At 42.0% G+C, this 20998-nt stretch carries 22 protein-coding genes and 1 riboswitch; of the genes, 16 read left to right on the forward strand and 6 right to left on the reverse strand.

Translation table 11 applies throughout. The annotated features are described in order from the left end of the window. Positions 1–76: 76 nt before the first annotated feature. Positions 77–937, reverse strand: a complete 861-nt coding sequence (locus ACH11B_RS11260) for a mechanosensitive ion channel family protein (protein WP_377612752.1) — start codon at positions 935–937, stop codon at positions 77–79. A gap of 185 nt (positions 938–1122) precedes the next feature. Here ACH11B_RS11260 and ACH11B_RS11265 point away from each other — a divergent pair, with 185 nt between their 5' ends. From ACH11B_RS11265 to ACH11B_RS11305, 9 genes are all read left to right on the forward strand, one after another. Continuing rightward, complete coding sequence (locus tag ACH11B_RS11265) at positions 1123–2904, forward strand: TrkH family potassium uptake protein (RefSeq protein ID WP_377612750.1); 1782 nt, start codon at positions 1123–1125, stop codon at positions 2902–2904. Between the two features lie 56 nt (positions 2905–2960). Then, positions 2961–3638 carry a potassium channel family protein gene (locus ACH11B_RS11270; protein ID WP_377612748.1) on the forward strand — a complete coding sequence of 226 codons (678 nt, stop codon included), beginning with the start codon at positions 2961–2963 and terminating at the stop codon, positions 3636–3638. A gap of 339 nt (positions 3639–3977) precedes the next feature. Beyond that, positions 3978–5054: an AI-2E family transporter gene (locus ACH11B_RS11275; RefSeq protein WP_377612746.1), complete on the forward strand. Its 1077-nt coding sequence runs from the start codon at positions 3978–3980 to the stop codon at positions 5052–5054. A gap of 64 nt (positions 5055–5118) precedes the next feature. Continuing rightward, complete coding sequence (locus ACH11B_RS11280) at positions 5119–5304, forward strand: CsbD family protein (protein ID WP_130856317.1); 186 nt, start codon at positions 5119–5121, stop codon at positions 5302–5304. A 391-nt stretch (positions 5305–5695) separates the two neighbouring features. Then, positions 5696–6589: an STAS domain-containing protein gene (locus ACH11B_RS11285; RefSeq protein WP_377612745.1), complete on the forward strand. Its 894-nt coding sequence runs from the start codon at positions 5696–5698 to the stop codon at positions 6587–6589. Positions 6590–6613: 24 nt separating this feature from the next. Continuing rightward, positions 6614–7027 carry an STAS domain-containing protein gene (locus tag ACH11B_RS11290; protein WP_377612743.1) on the forward strand — a complete coding sequence of 138 codons (414 nt, stop codon included), beginning with the start codon at positions 6614–6616 and terminating at the stop codon, positions 7025–7027. After that, complete coding sequence (locus ACH11B_RS11295; RefSeq protein WP_130856320.1) at positions 6999–7421, forward strand: anti-sigma regulatory factor; 423 nt, start codon at positions 6999–7001, stop codon at positions 7419–7421. The genes ACH11B_RS11290 and ACH11B_RS11295 overlap by 29 nt, the downstream gene beginning before the upstream one ends. After that, on the forward strand, positions 7414–8421 hold the full coding sequence (locus ACH11B_RS11300; RefSeq protein ID WP_377612741.1) for a SpoIIE family protein phosphatase: 1008 nt from the start codon (positions 7414–7416) through the stop codon (positions 8419–8421). The genes ACH11B_RS11295 and ACH11B_RS11300 overlap by 8 nt, the downstream gene beginning before the upstream one ends. Position 8422: 1 nt before the next feature. Further along, positions 8423–9619, forward strand: a complete 1197-nt coding sequence (locus ACH11B_RS11305) for a sensor histidine kinase (RefSeq protein WP_377612739.1) — start codon at positions 8423–8425, stop codon at positions 9617–9619. A 169-nt stretch (positions 9620–9788) separates the two neighbouring features. On the opposite strand, the gene ACH11B_RS11310 is transcribed toward ACH11B_RS11305, so the two are convergent. Next, the gene (locus ACH11B_RS11310; RefSeq protein WP_377612737.1) at positions 9789–10244 is read right to left on the reverse strand and encodes a PA2169 family four-helix-bundle protein; all 456 of its coding nucleotides are present in this window, start codon (positions 10242–10244) and stop codon (positions 9789–9791) included. A gap of 169 nt (positions 10245–10413) precedes the next feature. On the opposite strand from ACH11B_RS11310, the gene ACH11B_RS11315 reads away from it, so the two are divergent. From ACH11B_RS11315 to ACH11B_RS11325, 3 genes are all read left to right on the forward strand, one after another. Next, the gene (locus ACH11B_RS11315) at positions 10414–10878 is read left to right on the forward strand and encodes a BLUF domain-containing protein (RefSeq protein ID WP_377612735.1); all 465 of its coding nucleotides are present in this window, start codon (positions 10414–10416) and stop codon (positions 10876–10878) included. Positions 10879–10941: 63 nt separating this feature from the next. Next, entirely contained in the window at positions 10942–11802 is an 861-nt protein-coding gene (locus ACH11B_RS11320; protein WP_377612733.1) for an SDR family oxidoreductase, read from the forward strand. Between the two features lie 58 nt (positions 11803–11860). Then, positions 11861–12268, forward strand: a complete 408-nt coding sequence (locus tag ACH11B_RS11325; RefSeq protein WP_377612731.1) for a winged helix-turn-helix transcriptional regulator — start codon at positions 11861–11863, stop codon at positions 12266–12268. Positions 12269–12570: 302 nt separating this feature from the next. On the opposite strand, the gene ACH11B_RS11330 is transcribed toward ACH11B_RS11325, so the two are convergent. Continuing rightward, positions 12571–14412, reverse strand: coding sequence for an FG-GAP-like repeat-containing protein (locus ACH11B_RS11330; RefSeq protein WP_377612729.1), 1842 nt, complete (start codon positions 14410–14412; stop codon positions 12571–12573). Between the two features lie 345 nt (positions 14413–14757). On the opposite strand from ACH11B_RS11330, the gene ACH11B_RS11335 reads away from it, so the two are divergent. Continuing rightward, positions 14758–14991, forward strand: a complete 234-nt coding sequence (locus ACH11B_RS11335; RefSeq protein WP_289553749.1) for a hypothetical protein — start codon at positions 14758–14760, stop codon at positions 14989–14991. Between the two features lie 210 nt (positions 14992–15201). After that, entirely contained in the window at positions 15202–15858 is a 657-nt protein-coding gene (locus ACH11B_RS11340) for a response regulator (RefSeq protein WP_130856330.1), read from the forward strand. A gap of 96 nt (positions 15859–15954) precedes the next feature. On the opposite strand, the gene ACH11B_RS11345 is transcribed toward ACH11B_RS11340, so the two are convergent. The 3 genes from ACH11B_RS11345 to ACH11B_RS11355 form a co-directional block, all read right to left on the reverse strand. Then, positions 15955–16866 (reverse strand): molybdate ABC transporter substrate-binding protein, encoded by a 912-nt coding sequence (locus ACH11B_RS11345; RefSeq protein WP_377612728.1) that lies wholly within the window; start codon positions 16864–16866, stop codon positions 15955–15957. 70 nt (positions 16867–16936) lie between these two features. Continuing rightward, positions 16937–17410 (reverse strand): DsrE family protein, encoded by a 474-nt coding sequence (locus tag ACH11B_RS11350; RefSeq protein WP_377612727.1) that lies wholly within the window; start codon positions 17408–17410, stop codon positions 16937–16939. A gap of 19 nt (positions 17411–17429) precedes the next feature. Next, complete coding sequence (locus tag ACH11B_RS11355; RefSeq protein ID WP_377612725.1) at positions 17430–18470, reverse strand: c-type cytochrome; 1041 nt, start codon at positions 18468–18470, stop codon at positions 17430–17432. Between the two features lie 481 nt (positions 18471–18951). On the opposite strand from ACH11B_RS11355, the gene pncA reads away from it, so the two are divergent. Further along, the gene (pncA, locus tag ACH11B_RS11360) at positions 18952–19542 is read left to right on the forward strand and encodes a bifunctional nicotinamidase/pyrazinamidase (protein WP_377612724.1); all 591 of its coding nucleotides are present in this window, start codon (positions 18952–18954) and stop codon (positions 19540–19542) included. 193 nt (positions 19543–19735) lie between these two features. After that, positions 19736–20569: an MOSC domain-containing protein gene (locus ACH11B_RS11365; protein ID WP_377612723.1), complete on the forward strand. Its 834-nt coding sequence runs from the start codon at positions 19736–19738 to the stop codon at positions 20567–20569. 301 nt (positions 20570–20870) lie between these two features. Further along, positions 20871–20965: riboswitch (TPP riboswitch) on the forward strand. Positions 20966–20998: the final 33 nt, after the last annotated feature.

Here is a 20998-nt window from a genome sequence, read left to right on the forward strand (position 1 = left end):
AAATAATAATTATCTTTTATTTTAGGAGGGTGCCTGAAACCGCATCGTTTTGACACCCTCATAGGTAGTAAAACCCTTAAGTATCTTTATTTATCAAATGGACATCGCGCTGGGGAAAGGGAATTTCGACACCAGCGGCATCCAGTGCTTCCTTACAGTCGATAATTAATTGTTCATGCATCGTCCAGAAGTTTTCATTTGAAGTGGTGACCCTTATGGACAAATTGATGGCGCTATCGCCAAGCGCTGTCACCACCACTTGAGGCGCCGGTTCATCATAAGCGAATTCATTGTTCTTAATTACGGTAAGCAAAACCTCTTTGGCCTTTTTCAAGTCGCTACCGTAACCAACTCCAATATCAAACCACGTACGTCGTGTTGGCATTCCACTATAATTAGTAATACTGCTATTCGATAATTCACCGTTTGGTATGACGATAACCTGATTTTGTGGTGTGTTTAACCGGGTATTAAAAATATCTATAATCTGTACGGTACCCGAAATTCCGCTGGCAGTGGATATAAAGTCGCCAACTCTAAAAGGTTTTAATGTTAGTATTAATACACCGCCCGCGAAATTCGCTAATGACCCTTGTAGTGCTAAGCCTATCGCTAAACCTGCCGCACCTATAATAGCTACAAAAGTGGATGTCTGCACACCGAGCTGGGTAACTACCACAATAAACAGCATGATTTTCAACACCCAGTTGATCAAGTTGCCCAAAAAGCGCCTGATTGAAACATCGATGTGCTGTTTTTCGAATATCTTTTCGATAAATCGGCTGAGTAATTTAATGATCCATAAGCCTATTAACAGTATCAGAATGGCTGATATGATTGCGGAAATAAACCCCGGTGCATGAGCAACGACCGAATCAATAAACTTGTCCCAATGCTTTTCAATTTGACCTACATTTTCAATTGATAAATCTTGCATGATTAATTAATTTATGGATTAGAAATCTATTAAATATGCTAAAAGTAGAAGCATATTATTGAAATTCAAATTAAAAAGCGAAAAAAATATGGTTTCAGAAAAAGCAAAAAAGAGAAACTGGGACAATTTTTCGTGAAATGTGTTTGGAAACGTTAAGTTTGTTTACAAATAAACCGACAAGGTCAATGAAATTTTTAGAAGAAGAGAAGCTGATAAAAGGACTAAAGTATACGGATTTATTCATGCTATACGTGAGTTTAATAGGTTCTTTATTTATTCTTGTTCATGTTGGTTATAATTCGGATCCTCAGGTAGCCTCGTTCTTAAGCGTAACCATTAAGGCTATTTTTTATGGATTTGCCCTCCTTCTATTGCTAAAAGCAATTCTTCGCTTCTTTTTTAAGTATCAAAAAGCCGGCTTTCAGTATACCGACCTACTTTTGGGCCTCTATTGCTGGTTTATAGTCGCTGAACGAACTTTCGGTCCGGTTTCAGCAGAGGCCTTATTTCGGCAGGGTGAATGGCTTTTTGTCGGAATATTCGCTGTTCTATTGGTTGAAATTTCAAAAAATAGCTTGTTTTTTGATCGCTTTTATTTCAACCCTACCTTGTTATTTGTAATTAGTTTTCTTTTCTTAGTGTTGTTAGGAACAGCCCTGCTCTTATTGCCCAAAGTAACGGTTGGTGCGTCACTTAGTTTTGTAGATGCGCTATTTATGGCGACAAGCGCAGTTTGCATTACAGGGCTTTCCGTAGTGGATATATCTGCAAAATTTTCCATGTTCGGACAGGGGGTATTGTTGATACTTGTACAACTTGGCGGCCTGGGAATCATGACTTTTACCGGTTTCTTCGGCTATTTTTTTTCCGGCAGTTTTTCGTATAAAAATCAACTGATGTATACGGAGTTACTGAGTGAAAAAAAGCTGGGTTCCGTAATTAATACCTTGCTGAAGATCATTCTTATAACATTCTCCGTTGAAGCTCTCGGAGCAATTCTGATTTACTTCTATACTGCGGATGTTGCCAATAAGCTCGGTGTCAATCACTTGTTTTTTTCGATATTTCATGCAGTGTCCTCCTTTTGCAATGCGGGATTTTCTATTATCCCAGGCGGCCTGAATCATGAAGAGCTACGATTTCATTATCCATTAATTTGGGTGACATCTTTCTTATTCATCTTTGGAGGGCTTGGCTTTGGTATTATGTTCAACAGTTTTGCTTTCATTAAACGTTGGGTAATCAATATTTTCATGCGGGTTGTTTACGCTAAACCTTTTACGTATAAAGCCTGGATAATAAGTTTCAATTCACGACTGATTGCCTGGACATCCGTTATATTACTTATTTTTGGTACGCTCAGTTATATGCTGTTAGAATATCACCACACATTAGCCGAACATAAGAGCCTGGCAGGAAAATTGACCACCTCTTTTCTTATGGGGGCAAGTCCGCGCTCCGCCGGATTCAATAGTGTACCCATGGAAAATCTTGGAATGCCCACGGTGGTAATCATGATGTTGCTCATGTGGATTGGTGCTTCTCCTGCCTCTACCGGTGGTGGAATTAAGACCACAACCTTTGCCATTATTGTATTGAATGTGGTTAGTTTGGTGAGAGGTAAGGATCGGGTAGAAGTGTTTAAGCGGGAAATATCAACCGACTCACTTAAAAGAGCATCCGCCGTAGTTTTTCTGTCCTTCATGGGGATCGGACTAGCTTTCTTCTTTATATCGCTTACTGACGGCGATAAAAGCTTCCAATCGCTGGCATTTGAGTGTTTTTCTGCTTATGGTACTACCGGGTTGAGTCTGGGCGTCACACCGAAACTCAGTAACGGCGGGAAAATGGTTCTAGCGGCCAGTATGTTTGTTGGTCGGGTTGGTGCACTTACCTTGTTGGTTGCATTGATAAAAGAGACAACGTTTAAAAAATATAGATACCCGCAGGAGCAAGTTTTGTTCTAGCAAATAATGCCTGTAGGTACTGTGCATGCCTAAAATAAATAATCAAATCACAATCAATGAAGTATATAGTTTTAGGATTAGGTAATTTCGGAAAGGCGTTAAGTATTCGACTGACTGCGCTTGGGCACGAAGTAATAGGTGTGGACCGTGATATGACGAAGGTTGAAAACCTAAAGGAAAAGATAACGCATACCGTATGCCTCAATACAACCGATAGAGATGCTGTAAGTGCACTTCCGCTTTATGACAGTGATGCTGTTATTGTAGCAATTGGCGAAGATGAAGGCGCTTCCTTGTTAACAACCGCTCTGCTCAAACAATTGAAAGTCAAACGTATCATTGGCCGCGTTGTTTCGGAGCTGCAACTAACCGTGTTGGAGGCCATGCAAATCGACGAATATATCCGACCAGAGACAGAGTCGGCCGAGCGCCTGGCCGTGAGGCTTGACAATGTTGACATCGTTGACAGCTTTAAAATCTCTGAAAAATACAGTATTGTAGAAGCGGTGGTTCCTGAACGCTATATTGGAAAAACCTTACGAGAAGCAGACCTTACCAATGCTTATAAAGTGATTGTATTGACCACTATAAAACAGCGCAAAGGAAATGTAGAAGGCACAACAGCCACCGTTAAGGAGGTGACGGGTATTGCAAAATCGACCACCATTTTGGAGGAAGGTGACATCCTCGTGCTATTTGGGGAGTTGAACAATATCAATAAGTTGATAAAATAATTTTTAGTCGGCAATGTAGATAGGTGCATTGCGCTATTCTCAAGGCATTATTTCCCGCCATAATAGTAATCGCACGTTGATCCCGCCTATGCGGCAGGATTGTTCCATTAAGAGGAAGCAGACGAAATATTCAAAGGCGGGCGGCCATCTGAACCGACTAATTTAACACACCTGTAGCGTGGTCGTTTACGTGGCGATATAGGTGTGGGTACGTTCGATAACATAAGCTCAAAAACTATTGATACAACTTTTTATGTTATATTTTGTTTACCAAATCATGGCTATCAATAAAAGCAACAATTTAAGCCTTGGCAAGCTCATTACCATAAAAAATTCGATATGATTAAAATCCAACTAGCAGTTAACAAATTACTCTTACTTGTACTGGTTATCGCCATATTATATATCGGAAAGCCATTTCTTATTCCCATAGCGCTGGCAGGTGTGTTGGTCACGTTGTTTGTTGGTATAGCGAAAAAGCTGGAAGACTGGGGGCTAAATAGAGCCCTTTCCTCATTAATTGGTGTATTGTTGATTGTGCTTGCATTTGCAACAATAATAGCCTTGTTAGTTTGGCGTTTAAGTGATTTTTCCGAAAATCTGACCGGCATGCAAGAACGGGTGCTTGTCCTGTTCGAAAAATTAAAGTCTTGGATAAACCAGACTTTGGGTATATCTTCGGACCAGCAAGCAGCGTTGGTGGATAAGGCGGAGCAGTCGATCGGAAGTAGCGGAGGAAGCAGTACGATTTTGTCTTTTGCCGGTGGCACCATGAGTATTTTGGTAGACAGCTTGTTGGTACTGGTTTATACCTTTCTCTTTCTTCTATATCGTTCTCGATTAAAAAACTTCATCCTTAAGTTGGTGGATAATACCAAGAAAAATCAAACTGAAAAAATCATCAATAAATCCGCCGATGTTTCTAAGAATTACTTAGCCGGGCTTGCCCTGATGATTGTCATGTTGTGGATCCTCTACGGCATCGGCTTTAGTGTTGTCGGTGTAAAAAATGCGCTGTTTTTTGCCATTCTTTGTGGAGTGCTTGAAATAGTCCCTTTTGTTGGCAATATAACGGGAACTTCCCTTACGGTATTAGCTACGGTTGCTCAAGGAGGCGGAAGCGATAAGATCATTGGCGTACTCGTTGTTTACCTGGTGGTTCAATTTGTGCAAACTTATATTCTAGAGCCTCTGGTAGTAGGTGATCAAGTGAATATTAATCCTTTATTCACGATCATCGCATTGGTTTTGGGCGAATTGATTTGGGGCATAGGGGGTATGGTATTGGCTATTCCGCTGCTTGGGATCATTAAGATCATTTGCGATAATGTTCCGGCCTTACAGCCCTTCGGATATTTGATAGGCACTGATCAGAAAAAGAAAAAGTCCTTTTTCAGATCTAAACAGGCGTCATAATATTATTCAAACAAATAGGCATGGGCGGCGTTATTAAATAAACAACAAAAAGAGGAGACAGGTTATGGACGATTTAAAATTAAAAGGTTCGTGGAACGAGCTGAAAGGAAAAGTGAAACAGAAATGGGGTGAATTAACGGATGACGATTTAACCTATGCAGAAGGACAGGAAGAAGAATTGATCGGTAAGCTTCAAAAGAAGACCGGCCAAACACGAGAAGAAGTTGTCAACTATTTAAATAGCCTTTAGACTAGTTCACATAGAAGAAGAGGCCTTATTCTTCGGAATAGGGCCTCTTTGTTTTTATTCGTAAATGTTTACCTCTTAATAATTGTCCAAATTGATAACACTATTTCCCGAACCGGATATAAACTCCCATTATTTCTCAAACTAACACGATAAATGCTATAATCAGTGGTAAAGATCTTATACCATGGCTATAGCTAGGCTTCTATATTGGGAGTGCTAACCTCTTAAAGGATAGTCGAAACAGCTGATCTTATTCATAAACCGAATAATGGCAAACATTAAGTTGGCATTTTATATCTGCGCTGTACTGGCAATGCAGCGAAGGCCCGGTTTGCAAAAGTGACAGAAAAATATTTAGCGGATGAGAATCAGCTGATCAATTTTCTTTTTTGTGAAAAATACTGTAACATTACAAAATAATTTAACTAATACGATGGCAGCAGAAATCACAAAAATCTTTAAGAAGAAAAAGGCGGCAATTGCCGATCGCTGGATGAAAAACCAGCTCGCCGATGAGTTGTTAAGGGAGGACTTAATCAGCAATGAAGAGTTACGGGAAGAGTCGGACGAATTGGTTGAGGCGCTGATAAAAAGCATAAACGAGAAAAATCTAGGCAGTCCCGAATCTTCGGATTTCGACCATGTGATTGAGTTATTAGGCGGCATATCGTTGTCTAGAGCTAAACAAGGCTTTAGCCCGAGAGAAACGGGCCTCTATATTATGAGCCTGAAGGAAGCCTTGCTGCAAGTTTTGCAGGAGGAAATTAAAGATCCTGCTGAGTTATTAGCCGCAACATTGAATGTTAGCCGTTTGGTTGACAGCTTTTCCATCGTAACCTTCGAAACTTTTATAAAAGGCCGTGAGGAGGTAATTCTACGCCAGACAGACGAAATCAGCGAAATATCGACGCCGGTTATTCGTGTTTGGGATGGCATATTGGCCTTGCCGATTATTGGTACTTTAGACAGCGCGCGGACACAGGTGGTCATGGAAAACTTACTGACGGAGATCGTTGAGTCTGGCAGCAGCATAGCCATATTAGATATATCGGGCGTGCCCACAGTCGATTCGCTGGTCGCTCAGCATCTGCTCAAAACGGTCAGTGCGACCCGTTTGATGGGAGCGGAGTGCATCATCAGCGGGATCCGTCCCGAAATTGCGCAAACGATCGTTCATTTGGGTATCGACTTAACCGGCATTGTTACCAAGGCGTCCCTCGCCAGTGCCTTGGCATTTGCCTTTACATCATTAAAGCTAGAAGTAAAAAAAGTGGTCAGCAGGTAATTCCGTTGGTTTAAATTATAAGTGATGGATAGAATTCCAATATTGAAAATGGGCCAGTTTTTACTGGTCACAATTCAGGTAGATTTATACGATCGCTTAGCGCTGGAGTTAGAGTCCGACTTGGTAAAAATGGTAAGTAAAACCGGCGCAAAAGGGATATTGATTGACATCTCAGCCGTTAGTATCGTTGACTCCTTCATGGGTAGAATCATTGGTAATATAGGGGTGATGTCTAAGTTATTGGATGCGGAAACAGTTGTGGTAGGCATGCAGCCCGCAGTGGCCATCACATTGGTTGAACTTGGTTTGCCCTTGCAGGGTGTCTACACGGCGCTAAATGTGGAAAGAGGCATGGATCTATTGAGATCAAAGGTTCAGTTGACAGAAGAAGATGAAACAGATCCTACAAATGATAACGAAGATTATCTCGCTGAATAAAGACAATATGTCTATCGGCAGGGAGCAGGATGTAGTGCCCTTTCGTAATCGGGTAAAGGAGTACGCCGTAAAAATTAAGATGAGTTTGGTGAATCAAACGAAGCTCATCACGGCGGCAAGCGAGCTTGTGCGGAACATGTTACGTTATGCTAACGGCGGTGATGTACTGATCGAGATCGTCTCTTTAGGTCGACAACACGGTGTAAGGCTCACATTTAATGATAAGGGGCCGGGAATAGCGGACATCAAGCTGGCCATGAAAGATGGCTATTCTACCGGTAAAAGTTTAGGACTGGGCTTGCCGGGCGCAAAGCGGCTCGTGAATGAATTTGAGATAAAAAGTGAATTAGGAGCTGGAACGAAGGTTACCATAACAAAATGGGCTAATGGTTGACGCTACGCATCAGCGCTTTTTTGCTGCAGACCGGAGTTATTTTTCCATCTTAAAGAAAGAGATACACAGCATGGTGGCTTCGGCGGGCTTTGATCCGAAAAAAATTGATAAAATTGATTTAATACTGGCCGAATTAACCTCCAATCTACACAAATATACAAAAGGTGGCGAGATTTTAGCAGGCATTATGGGCGATGCTGATCTTAGCTATGTCGAACTGATTTGCATCGATAATGGGCCGGGCATGAAGGATGCTAAATCGATGTTGGCGGACGGTGTATCAACCAAAAGTACCTTGGGGCATGGTTTGGGTAGCATATCGCGCTTATCAGACGAATTTGATTTGTTTTCCCAACCAAATTGGGGAACTATCGTGCTCAGCAGAGTATATAAACATACGGTGCGGAAAAAAGAAAAGGTTGCCGTAGATGTACGACCGCTCGTGATTGCCAAGCCGAGCGAGCTCACCAGTGGGGATGGCTTTTACAAAAAAATCATTGGAAACAACATCAAATTCATGTTAGCTGATGGTTTGGGGCATGGGCCGGACGCTAATTTAGCAATGAACGCTGCGGTGGAAGCGTTTAAGCGTTGTCCTTTCGATTCGCCAACGGAAATTATCCAGTTCATACATCCGGAAGTACGCAAAACACGGGGCCTGGTTGCGACAGTTGCGGTACTTGACACGAAAACAAAACATTTGAAAATTTCCGGTGTTGGTAATATCTCAACGAGATTACAGGGCGCTGCACTTTCAAAAACGCAGCTTCCGTATAATGGTATTATTGGACATAACATTCCGCGAACTATGAACGACCACATATTAGATATACGCTATTATAGCAAATTGATTCTATGCTCGGACGGCATCCGGTCGCGATGGGAGATTAACAAATATCCGCAAATAATCCGGCATGATCCCTCCGTTTTGGCCGCAGCTATTTATAAAGACTATGCCCGACAAACCGATGACATGTCTGTTGTTGTTATCAATATGTAAAATGACTGAATTGGCCTATATTACCCTCGAAAATGAAATGGATCTGACGCTCGCTTATAAAAAGTCGATCCAAGTAGCCGAATTGATTAAATTGACGGTGGCTACGCAAACAGTTTTTGCTACGGCAGTGTCCGAGGTCAGCAGGGAAATTATGGATAAAGCTTTTGAAGGTGCCTGTACCATTGGCTTTACACAAGTGAAAGACCGCTATGCACTCAGCGCGAAGCTGCACTTTCGTATTGATGAAGACTTTCCAAAACATAATGAGGGTTTTGATTACGCGCGTAAGCTAGTGCCTTTAATGGAAGCGAGCTTTTCAGAGCAAGAGGGTTTTGTTTTGCTACAGATGGCAATTCCAACATCCAGTAAGATGGACGAACAAAAGATGGTTCTTATTAAACGGCAGATTGAACTGCAAGGGCCAATCAGTGCGTATGAGGAATTAAAATTGCGAAATGCCGCACTCAGTTCAACTAATCAGGAACAGGAGCTTGAACTCATACATGCGAAGTACTTAAGCGAGCAGAAAAGTGAGTTCCTATCAATAGCTAGTCATGAATTGAATACACCAATTACAATATTGAGAGCTTTATCACAAATTTCGTTGCGGCTGGTTGATCCCAATGAGATTAAATTGTACGGTCACTTGCAAAAGGTGGAAAAGCAGGCAGGAAAACTGGTGACGCTTACGCAGCAGTTGCTCGATGTTTCTAAAATAGAACACGGCCAATTTACGTACAATAAAGAGTGGGTGCCCTTCAAGGATTTTATGTTGTCGGTCATCGAGTCTTTTAAATTATTAGCCCCTGCCCATAAAATTTTGTATGAATTAGGTGCCGACTGTGAAATGCAAATCGATAAAAATCGCATTGAACAGGCGTTGGCTAATATTGTAGGTAATGCTATCAAATATTCCGAAAAGGGAACAACCATATCGATTAGGACAGCTGTTCAAGATGATGTCGTGCGGATTACGGTTGCAGATGAAGGTATCGGTATGTCGAATGAAACGCTAGCGAAGATCTTTGAAAAATTTTATCGCAGCGATATGGCTCATTCCCAATATAAAGGACTGGGTATCGGTCTTTTCGTGGCTTCGAAGATTATCAGTGATCATTTTGGATCCATAAATGTTAAAAGTGAAGAAGGAATGGGGTCATCATTCGCGATCGATTTTCCAAAATTGATACTCCGATAACCTATATATATTGAAATCTCCGTAACAAAATAGCTATACATCTTTTTTGGTATTGTAATTGTCTATTGAAACGCAAATATGTTAACGCCGTCCTTTAAAAAAATCCCTCTTATGAGGGATTCATTTTTACGACCATAACCAAACACTAAAAGGCAATTCCGTTATATACTTACACTTCGCTGTCGCGTAAAGCTTTAATCTTATCGTGCGACAGCTTTAAACTCGCTTGTTGTTTTTGAATAAGCGCAAGGGTGTCTGGCGCAAGTTCACTTTCTTCAATTGCCATCTTGTACGCTTTCTGTGCTGCATCTTCGCCTCCTTCGCAGCTCGCTAATACCGCCTTGCGATCACTTCCTGTGAACATCGCTTTTACATCCATCCAAGCTCGGTAAATTTTGCCACTCGCCGTGGTGCCTTCTTCAATTTCAGCACCGGTCTTTTGAACTTCTGATATCAGTTCCATTTTGTAGTTCCGACTCTCCTGAATCATATCCCGGAAAAGAGCTGCCAGATCCGTATTTGCGTCATCCAATTCTTCGATGGCTCTTTCATAACCGGCGATCCGATCATTGTTGATTTCGATCAGATCATTTAATACCTCTGCTTTAACTTTTGTGTTTTCCATTGTTTTTCTTTTTAAGTAAATGTATGGACGCCCATGTTCTATATGGGTTCCCATAGAAGTCAACAGGTTTATTTTGAATTTGTTTTGTGTCGTCGCAAAACCGTGTAAATGACCACATCACAAAGGCGGCATGGTTTTGGTTCTTCTTTTATCGTACTAAAACAACCTTATGAAAGAAGAAACCTATCAATTAATCTATACGAGCCAAGCTACGTCTTTGTTGTCGGTCGATCAGCTCCGAGAAATAGATCAAAAAGCAACCTTTTATAACCCCATTCATGATATTACCGGAATCTTGTTGTATGCCGAAGGCTTATTTTCGTCCAAGCTACAAGGAAGGTTTTTAGGTGTATTGGAAGGCTCTTTTGAAGCGCTTGAGAAGTTAGCACGGATTATTCAGAAAGACGGCCGCCATTTTAACCTCGTTGTACTTTATATGGGTCTACGCGAGCACCGGGATTATATGCGCTGGAGACTTGGCTATAGGAAGAAAGAAAATAAAAATGACATTATTAGTCTTGACGAATTTTTTGATATTGATTTGCTTTTCGCTGAAAATGACTTAGAGAAAGAACAATATCTGTCACAGTTTACATATTTTGAGAATTACGGCAATTCAATGAGCGGATCTTAATGTAAACAAGTCCGGCCCATGGTTGTTAATACATCATTCGTAAACAGTATAAGATTTATTAGGATGATGGAAAACACAAAAAACAATCGACCGGAAAAGCAACACCGCCAGCCGGGGATAGAAGCAGAGATGAACCCCGCGCCTGAATACATAAAACCCACCTACAAGGCCGCAGGAAAACTGAAAGGAAAAGTCGCTTTGATTACGGGAGGTGACAGCGGTATTGGACGGTCTGTTGCTGTTCATTACGCCAAGGAAGGAGCAGATGTTGCCATTGTTTACCTGGATGAAGATGTAGACGCTGAGAAAACAAAGCAGTTAGTAGAGGAAGCCGGGCAAAAATGCCTATTAATAAAAGGTGACGTCAAAGACAGTACATTCTGTAAAGATGCCGTAAAACAGGCCGTGGCGCATTTTGGCAAATTAAATGTGCTGGTAAATAATGCGGGCATGCAATTTCCGCAAAAGGATGTGAAGAATATCACGGATGAGCAACTAGATATTACCTTCCGGACGAACATCTATGCGTACTTTTATTTTGCGGAAGCAGCATTGGAACACATGACCGCGGGCGATAGCATTATCAACACAACATCAGTTACGGCCTACCGATCCTCGCCTGCGCTGATCGACTACTCGTCGACCAAAGGTGCGATTACTACTTTTACACGATCATTGGCTACAAACTTAAGTGAAAAAAACATTCGAGTAAATGGTGTGGCTCCCGGCCCTGTATGGACACCGCTGATTGTATCGACATTCAACGAGAAAAAGATTCAGGAGTTTGGTAGTGAAACCGCTATGAAACGTGCTGGGCAGCCTTCAGAACTCGGTCCCGCTTATGTATTTTTAGCTTCTGACGACGCCTCTTTTATAACCGGACAGGTGATTCATGTAAATGGGGGAGAAGTGATCAATGGATAATTGGAAGCATAATTGCAATTTTTTTGTCTGCAATTGAATGGACAAATAAATTATGGCTATGACTACTGATTCCGTTGATAGATCGATGTTTTATTTCGATGACGCTAAACTTGATTTCCTCGAAGAGACAATGTGTGTGTTGAACGGGAAGTGGAAGCTACGGATTATTGTTGCACTTTCAAAAGAAGTTTGCACGTTTAAAGATATTCAGGATGCGGTTGATGGCATATCGGCCCATTGCCTGGCGAAAGAACTCAGGCATCTGCAACTGCATGGCCTTGTGCAGAAAAAAATTAACATGAAGCTACGTCCCCTGCGCATCGAATACTATCTTACCAAATATGTCGGAACGCTTCAAGATGTATTTCAAACGCTGAGCGATTGGGGGCAAATGCACCGATTTAAGCGGAGCGGTGATACAGACTGCTACGAAGACTTGGGTAGAAGAAAACAGGAAAGTTTTTAACGATGCGCAACGAACGGAAAAAAATAGCGGCGGTAAAACTATTTTGGCAAATAGGTGTCATGTTTAGCAAATAGTACAGGTCGTACACAAAATATTACGGTTGATGGGGTGGAAGCGGACATCCGCCTATTATGTGTAAAAACGGGAGTGTCAAAAGGTGGTGAACACCTAGAAAACGCGTCATTGCGAGGGAGAATGACGAAACAATCTGCTTTTTTGACATCGTCGTCATTGGGAACCAGAAGAACGGCGGCGAAGTAATGACGACGATGATGGAAATAGACACCCCCTTTTAAATAAGATTACTTAGCGAAGTAATTCCGTAGGTTACCCTCATTTTCCGCATAATTCCATCGGATTTGATCTGCTTTTCCATCACCAGTGATGTCTGCATAATAGAAGTTGGTATTGGTGCTCTGCGAGGTGCCTCTTAGTGAATAAATAGGGCCATCAAAGGTATTACCGGTAGTTGAATAATAGGCTTTTATTTTGCCCAAATATAGATCCGGCCGCCAGTAGATTTTATCGGCCCGGCCATCACCATTGATATCGGCGAAATAGAAGGTCGTGGATGCCGAAACGCTGGTGGCGCCTGAATTGCTGAAGGCGCTGGATGCTGTGAAGGTACCATCACCATCGGAGAGATACACCATGGTTTTTCCGGCGTTTAAGCTTGGATGCCATAGCATTTTATCGGCTTTGCCGTCACCGTTTACGTCAGCATAATAGAAAGTGGTGCCGGCGGTGGTGCTGGCGCCTTCTGAACCGTTAACTACCGTACTACTAAAGTTGCCGCCCGACGTGGCAAGGTATACTCTTGTTTTACCAGAATCGAAAGTCGAGTTCCAATAAATTTTATCGGCCTTGCCATCACCATTCACATCGGCGAAATGAAATATCGTGGTCTTGCCTGCGCTCGTTCCTTCGGGATTATCCACAACCGTCGAACTGAAATTACCGCCCGTGGTCGCCAGATAAACACGGGTGTGACCGGCATTTAAGTTTGGATCCCATAAAATCTGATCGGCCTTACCATCGCCGTTCACATCCGCATAATGATAACGGCTAGTGCTTAGGGAGGAAGCGCTGGCGGCATGCGCAATTGCCGAAGCGGCAAAAGTGCCGTCTCCATTGGAAAGGAATACTTGTGGCCTACCGCTATCATAGCTGGGGTTCCAATAAATCTTGTCCTGTTTCCCGTCGCCGTTTACATCGGCAAAATAAAAGTTGGTACCGGCACTGCTGCTTTTGCCATTGACATCGTTGTGCGGACCGCCAAAGATGCAAGGGACATAAGTAGCCATGATGGGCCAATGATCGGAAGGCCAATAACCGTTATAGCTGGTGGTAATAACACGTGAAGAGGTGAAGGCCATGCTTCTGTCGCTCATGATCCAATCCAATTTGGAACTGCCTGTAGCATCCCAGCCGTGAAAGGTATAGTCGCCTGAGCTATCTCCCAAGGCATCTACCACGTCCAATTCATTTTTGAGATTTAAAATTTCGGTGGTACCAGGCTTTGCATTAAAATCACCAAACACAATCACCGGCAGGTTGTCCGTATTCTCTTGCTTTACCAAGGCCGCCAGCGCTTTCGCATTCTCAATTCGTATAGCTTGCGAATCATATTGCCAATGACTGTTACTGATAAAGTATCGGTTGGAGGTGATTTTATCTTGTAATACCACCCAGGTAGCGGTATTAATGATAGGTGAGGCGCCTAATCGTGAGGTGCCGCTTCGTTGAAGACTAAAACGTACATTTTTATAAAAAATGGCTTTGGGTGTGCCGGTGATCCTTGTGTCGTAATATTCGCCATAACCCAGATCAGCCATTTGGGCTCTAAACCACGTTTCGAAGGAGTCGTCAGAAAATTCCTGTACGCCAAACACGTCGGGGGCACTGTCTACAATAATCTGACGGATACTTTCCTTTCGCTCATCAATGCTTTGTGGATCGCTGTCATCATGATGCCTGACATTAAAGGATAAGACCTTAAAAGGGTTTCCACTGGCGAGCAAGGCCAGATTAGGCGCTGCTTGTAAGGAGGCTGCTTTAGCTGAATCATTAGGGGCGTTCATTTCTACCTGTTTGCAGGCTGCTAAACATAACACGCTTACAACTACTAAGACTGTTTTTTTCATTCTATTAATATTTAAGTTTTGGAAAGCTCCTTTGGTATGGTGATATACTGTTGTTGCCCCTGTCTCACCTGAAAATTCACTGTAATCCCGTCCATAATAAAAATACAAATTAATAATTTTAAAGTGAAAAGATAACTATTTTTAATAAAATGAAATATTATTTAATTGATAAATAAATGTTAGGAAATGATGTGCAACTTGTATAAGGGGACGTCGCTACATAATCTTCTGAGCCCAATCATTAGGTAGACGTGATGCTCATTTAAAAAGGAAAACATGATAAAAGTCATTTTTTTTAAAATAAAATAGCGTAATTTTGTCCAACTATCTTATTGAAATACAGTTATGCCCCTAAGTTTAGAATCCCTTGGAAAACTGCTCAAGGCAGAAATCCTCACGATAGGCGATGTCAGCCTGATTCAGTTGAACGAACGTTATGTCCTCACAGAAAATCCGGTTAATAAAGAAGTAGAACTGAATAATCTAGAAACCTATGCTTCCACCTCACTTTCGACTTATGATATCACCGATATCCTGGATTTTAAATCGATCCATCTACTCAAGAATTATTACCAATAATAGGCTTAATAGAAGCCTGCAATAAATACCAGATTTATTTGCTTGTGATCATTGAGAATATTTCTCACAATTTCGCATTTAATCATTCCGGCCCGATAATAGTGGCTATTATACTTGATGAACCGAAATAATTTCAGTTACTTTATTCATCAATTATAAAGCTAGGAAAGCGAATCCAACCTGGTTCGATCAACTATAATTCGGTAGCCTATGAAAGCAACCATTGGCATTGTGGAGGATCACACGTTAGTGTTAAAGTCCTTGGAAATTATTATTAGCTCTTTCTCTTGTTTTGAGGTGACTTTACTGGCGGATAGCGGTTTCTCTCTATTTGAACAGTTAGACAAAGGGGAATCGGTACCAGATATTTTGTTAATAGACGTGCTCATGCCTGAAATGAACGGAGATGAGGTGGCAGCACGCGTCAAAAAAAAATATGCAAACGTTAAATTGGTTGCGATTTCCGGGCTCGACGATTCGGTCAGTGTTATGAAAATGATCCGAGCCGGTTGCTGTGCGTATTTGCAAAAAAATATAGAATTAGAAGAATTGGAAGGTGCACTTCAGGAGATATGGATGAAGGGTTATTACAACAATTACCTGACAAACATGGGGTTTCAGGCTTCCAATACAGATTGGATGGACTTAAGAGACCGAGAATTGGAGTTTCTTCGTTTAGCTTGTTCCGACTTAAATTACCATGAAATAGCTGATTGCATGTGCCTTTCCATTAAAACAATCGACGGTTATCGGGCTTGCTTGTTTGCGAAATTTGGTGTGAAAAGTAGAGTGGGTTTAGTGTTGGAAGCATTAAAACATAATCTAATCTCTTTAACATCGCAAGCCTATTTGAAACGTAAGTATTAGTTTACTTGCTCCACCCTCCGCGTAATCAAAGGTGGTAAATAATAAAAAGAACAAGGCTGTCTTAAAAGCGAGACTGCCTTGCTCCATGACTAACTTTTAGTCGGTTTCAAAGCCATATTTCTTGTAGATCGCTTTTGCCTCCTCGGAGGTTAGATAGTCTAAAAAATCGGCAGCGGCTCGGGGATGGGGTGCTTGCTTCAATCTACCAGCCATGTAAGTCGCGCGTATGTTCTGTTCATCCGCTATCGGAATCAATTCAACCGGGTGGCCGATCATTTTCTGATAATAAGCTTCGGAGTACCACACGGGAGCCACATCGCTTTGTCCGTATAATATATGCAGTGGACTTTCGCGATGATGGATGCGCGTTAAATAGGTACTGTTGTTCTTTACTTTTGTCTGCATGATGGTTTTATGCAAACTTTCTCCCCCAGCTTTTTTATAGGCGGCTTCAATCTGACGCCCGATTCCCTCCCAAGCCGGGTTCGGCATGCTGACCCGAATATCTTTTTTTCCTAGATCTTTTAAGGCCTTAATTTTTTTCGGATTTTTCTTTGGAACCATTAAGGCTAATTTATTGTACGCGTAGACTTCTGTGCGATCAAAATAGCTTGCCATCTCCGTGATGCGATTTTTTCCTGCGGTATAAACATCGGGTCGATGTGTAATCCGTAGATTACCCATAGTCAGCGAACCGCCTTCTATTTGCTTTGCCAGTATACCGGGCGGAAGTGTTTCAGCAAAGATGCGTTGGTACTCGGGATGCTTCTCCTTAAATCCACTAAGTAATTCATCGATGCACATAAATTGATTACCCGCGAAGAATACAACGAGTTGCGGATCTTCCACATCACCATACAAATCAGGTACATTGTTTATACCGGGTACGGTAAATTGAACACTCGATTCCGGTGGCGTATTCCAAGGTGGATCATAATGGTGATCTTGTTGTGCCTTAGCCAAGTGAAAGGCGAGTATACTTACCATAAAAAAGAATGTTGTCTTCATGTTTTGATTGTTATCGTGTTTGTTCTCCTGATCTGTGTCTTGTTTCCTGTGTGTTCTGATTGGTAAGCGATCAAGGCTTAATAATCGTCCAGCCCTGGGCTGAGCGAATAACCAACTCGCCATTTCCACTGGGCACATAGGCAATAAAGTCATACAACTCTTCTTTTTTCAGTTTTCTTTCCTTTAAAGAATTTAAACATTGGGCTACAATTACGCCTTGATCGATTAAGCTTTTTAATGCGGCTTCATATTTGCCATTTTTTAGGTACGCTTCCGTACCTCCGGAGAAAGCGATCAGCTCTATTTCGATTTTTTCTTTTAGTCGCGGATCTTGCAGTACATTGTTGATGTTCCGTATGGCTTTTTCGATGGTAGCCGGAGCGTTACTATCCAGTTGATAGATGGCGCGATACCGAGGTTGGATCGCCTCGGCGCCTTGATAAGCCCTGTTACGGATAATGGCTTGGCTATCTTGGGCATAAACAAAAGATGCTAGACTTAAAAATAAAGCAGTAGCGAGAATAAATGGTTTCAATGATTTCATGATCGATATGGTATTAATGTTAAAAATTAAAAGGTCCTAATTTATGTTGTGTTATGGTAACTTGATCTATATAAGGCGGATAAGGGCAATCCTTTGGCTTTTTGGTCAGATCGGGATAGTCCAATTCTTTATTTGCTTTTTGCGGTCTGCTAAAGGAATTGATATAAGCAGCTACGTCATAGGCTTCTTCATCCGTTAAAATCGGGTTTTCAGCAGTTGCGCCCAAGGGCATATTCCCTTTGATGAATCGAGCCGCTGTCAATAAACGGGCCATGCCTGCTCCGTCATTGAAAGAATCGTTGCCCCAAAGCGGAGGGTATAGATATCCTTTTCCATCACCACTTTGACCTCGACGGTTACCCTGTCCATTTTCGCCATGGCAAGTTATACAATATCGTTTGAATACAGCGGCTCCTTTTATCCTATCAGCCGCTCGATTGGGTTTGTTTAGTTGAACGAATCCTTGCCCCTCGATACGCTTACCGATTGCGACATCTCGGCTGAGATGCTTTATGTAGCTGATCATAGCGCGCATCTCTTTACTATTAACCGGAATAGCTTTTCCGTTCATGCTTCGTTCAAAGCAACCATTGATGCGCTCTTCTAGAGATTCAACTTTATTTTCGCGTCCGATGTATATAGGGAAAACGCCGGACAGACCAATATAGGGTGCAGCGTAAGCTTTGGTGCCTCCATTTAGATGGCAACTGGAGCAGGCTAGATTGTTACCGGTAACCATTCCTTCCTTTACTTCCGGACCTAGATATTTATAGGTTTCCGTGATTAATCGATGGCCGTAAGCAGCTAGTTCACCTTCTTTACTATTGTCGAAAGGTCTGATTACGGCCTCACTTACGTAGGATAGATAGTCGCCTGCTGTCGTTTTTTCCGCATTAGGGCCGACTATGGGAACCTGTACGGTCCTGCCATGGAGGATATAAATACACGACCCGATTAATAGCAAGATAAGGCATGTAAGGATTTTCGTGTACTTTGTCAACCGATAAACTTCCTGCCGGGCCGTCTCATCATCTGTAAAAGTTTCTTTTATCTTTTCCATGGTGGCAAATCTAGGTGCTATCTGTATCAGATTTAAACGAGCTTTTTTTATAGGGTATAACAGGAAGTTATGGAGCGGTTTTGGTTGAATTGTAAGTAGTTGAGTCGTTGAGTGGTTAAGTAGTTGAGTCGTTGAATAGTTAAGTGGTTAAGTCGTTGAGTAGTTAATTTAGCTAATGTGATGATGTGACAATTATTCGTAAGTGTTTGCTTTTTCGGCACTCATGAGCTCCCTACGGTCGGTTAGCCAATGTGATGATGAGCAGGCTAGTGGCTGAAAGCTGATTTCTGATAGCTAAAAGCTAATGCCTAAAGCCTATTGCCTATGGCTTATAGCTTGATTAGCCAATGTGATAATGAACAGGCTAGTGGCTGAAAGCTGATTTCTGATAGCTAAAAGCTAATGCCTAAAGCCTATTGCCTAAGGCTTATAGCCTAAAAGGAAAATACGTATTTTTGAAAGTAAGTGAATAGTATCTGAAATGAAAGCACTAATTATTATCGATATACAACTCGATTTTTTGCCGGGAGGCGCTCTTGCGGTGGAACGAGGGGACGAAGTTATTCCGATTATCAATGAATTGCAATCGTCTTACAAGTTAGTAGTAGCTACGCAGGATTGGCATCCGACAAATCATAAAAGTTTTTTTACTGAACATCCGGGAAAGCAGGTTTTTGAGCGAATTCAATGGAATGGCTTGGAGCAAGTGCTTTGGCCGGTACACTGTGTACAGGGAACAGCGGGAGCGGCCTTAGCACCGAAACTGTCAACGAATGCGGTCGAAGCTATTTTTAGAAAGGGCATGGATCAACATATTGATAGCTACAGCGGCTTTTTTGATAATGGAAGGAAGAAATCGACAGGTATGGCGGACTTTTTAAAGGGAAGAGGTGTAACAGAAGTAGCAGTTTGTGGTCTTGCAGCCGATTATTGCGTCTATTATACAGCCAATGATGCCCTTGACCTGGGATTTAAAGCTGGTATTATTGAACGCGCCTCCCGTGCCATTGATCTGGAACGATATCAACGGCTGAAGCTCGATTTCCAAGAAAAAGGAGGACAGATTTTATAAGTATTACAAATAGACTGCTTTGTCGTGCCTCCTCGCAGAGATGTTCCTATCCACGTCATTGCCTGCCTACCGCAGGCAGGCGAACTGAAGAAGTGGAGTCTGGAAAGGAGTGAAGCAGTCTAAAAACGAGATATCTGCATTAATTTAAAAAACAAAAAAGCATTTCTATTTTTGTTTACTATACTCATAGCCTATGTTAACAATTAGCAAACTCTTTATTTATCCAGTCAAATCGTTGGGCGGTATTTCGCTTTCGGAGGCCGAAGTCACCGATAGAGGCTTTAAATACGATCGGCGATGGATGTTGATCGATGAAAACAATCAATTTCTTACGCAACGCGTCCACCCGCAAATGGCTTTGTTTAAGCTTGAGATAGGGGGTGATGGCTTGTCGGTAACGCATCCTGAACGGGGGGAAATGCATATACCTTTTGAGCCGGTTGAAGCTCAATTAAGCGAAGTTGTCATCTGGGAAGATACTTGTCAAGCGGTTTCCGTGAGCCGTGAGGTGGATGCCTGGTTTAGTGATGCCCTGGGCTTGACCTGCCGATTGGTGTATATGCCGGACAGTACCAAGCGCGAAGTGGATCAACGCTACGCGCCTAAAGGCATGATTACTTCTTTTTCGGATGCTTACCCGTTTTTGATGATAGGACAAGCATCATTGGATGACTTAAACGCCCGGATGGAGATCGCTCTTCCCATGAATCGCTTTAGGCCTAATATCGTATTTACCGGGGGCATTGCCTTTGAAGAGGATCGCATGAACCATATACGGATTGGTGGCACGATCGATTTTTACGGCGTTAAGCTTTGTGCGCGGTGTGTGATGACTACAATTGATCAACAAAGTGCAAAAAAGGCGAAAGAACCGTTAAAAACATTGGCCTCGTACCGTTCAAGGGAAAAGAAAATTCTATTCGGACAGAATCTTATACATCAAGGTAGTGGTTTTGTTAAGGTTGGCGACCCTTTGGAAGTGCTGAGTACCCACACGGAGGAACGTTTTATAGTGGGCGGTAGTTGAGTAGTTGGGGCTTTAAATGGTTGAGTTGTTAAATAGTTAAGTCGTTAAATAGTTGAGTAGTTAAATGGTTGGCTTGTTAAATAGTTGGGTGGTTGAATGGTTCATTCGTTGAGCAGACTTATCATAGGAATGGCTGACAGTTACGATAGCAATAGCAGGAGGACGTTACGCGTAGGGCAAACTATTCACTATTAACAATTCCCTTATTCACTGTTTATAGCTTATAGCCTATAGCGTAAAGCTTTTAGCTTTTTTAAAAAAAAATCCAAACAAAAAAGAAACCACTATGTTATCTATATAGATTTTTTTAAAGGGGTGGCTTTTAATAAGCCTGAGAATAAACCCATTGAACCTGATTTGGGTAATGCCAACGAAGGAATTAAAAAAGTCAAGGCGGCCTAGGTAGAAACTTGGGCCGTCTTTTTTAGT

The sequence above is a fragment of the Olivibacter sp. EAT-5 genome, assembly GCF_044784325.1.
In the GTDB taxonomy this organism is placed as follows: Bacteria; Bacteroidota; Bacteroidia; order Sphingobacteriales; family Sphingobacteriaceae; genus Olivibacter; species Olivibacter oleidegradans.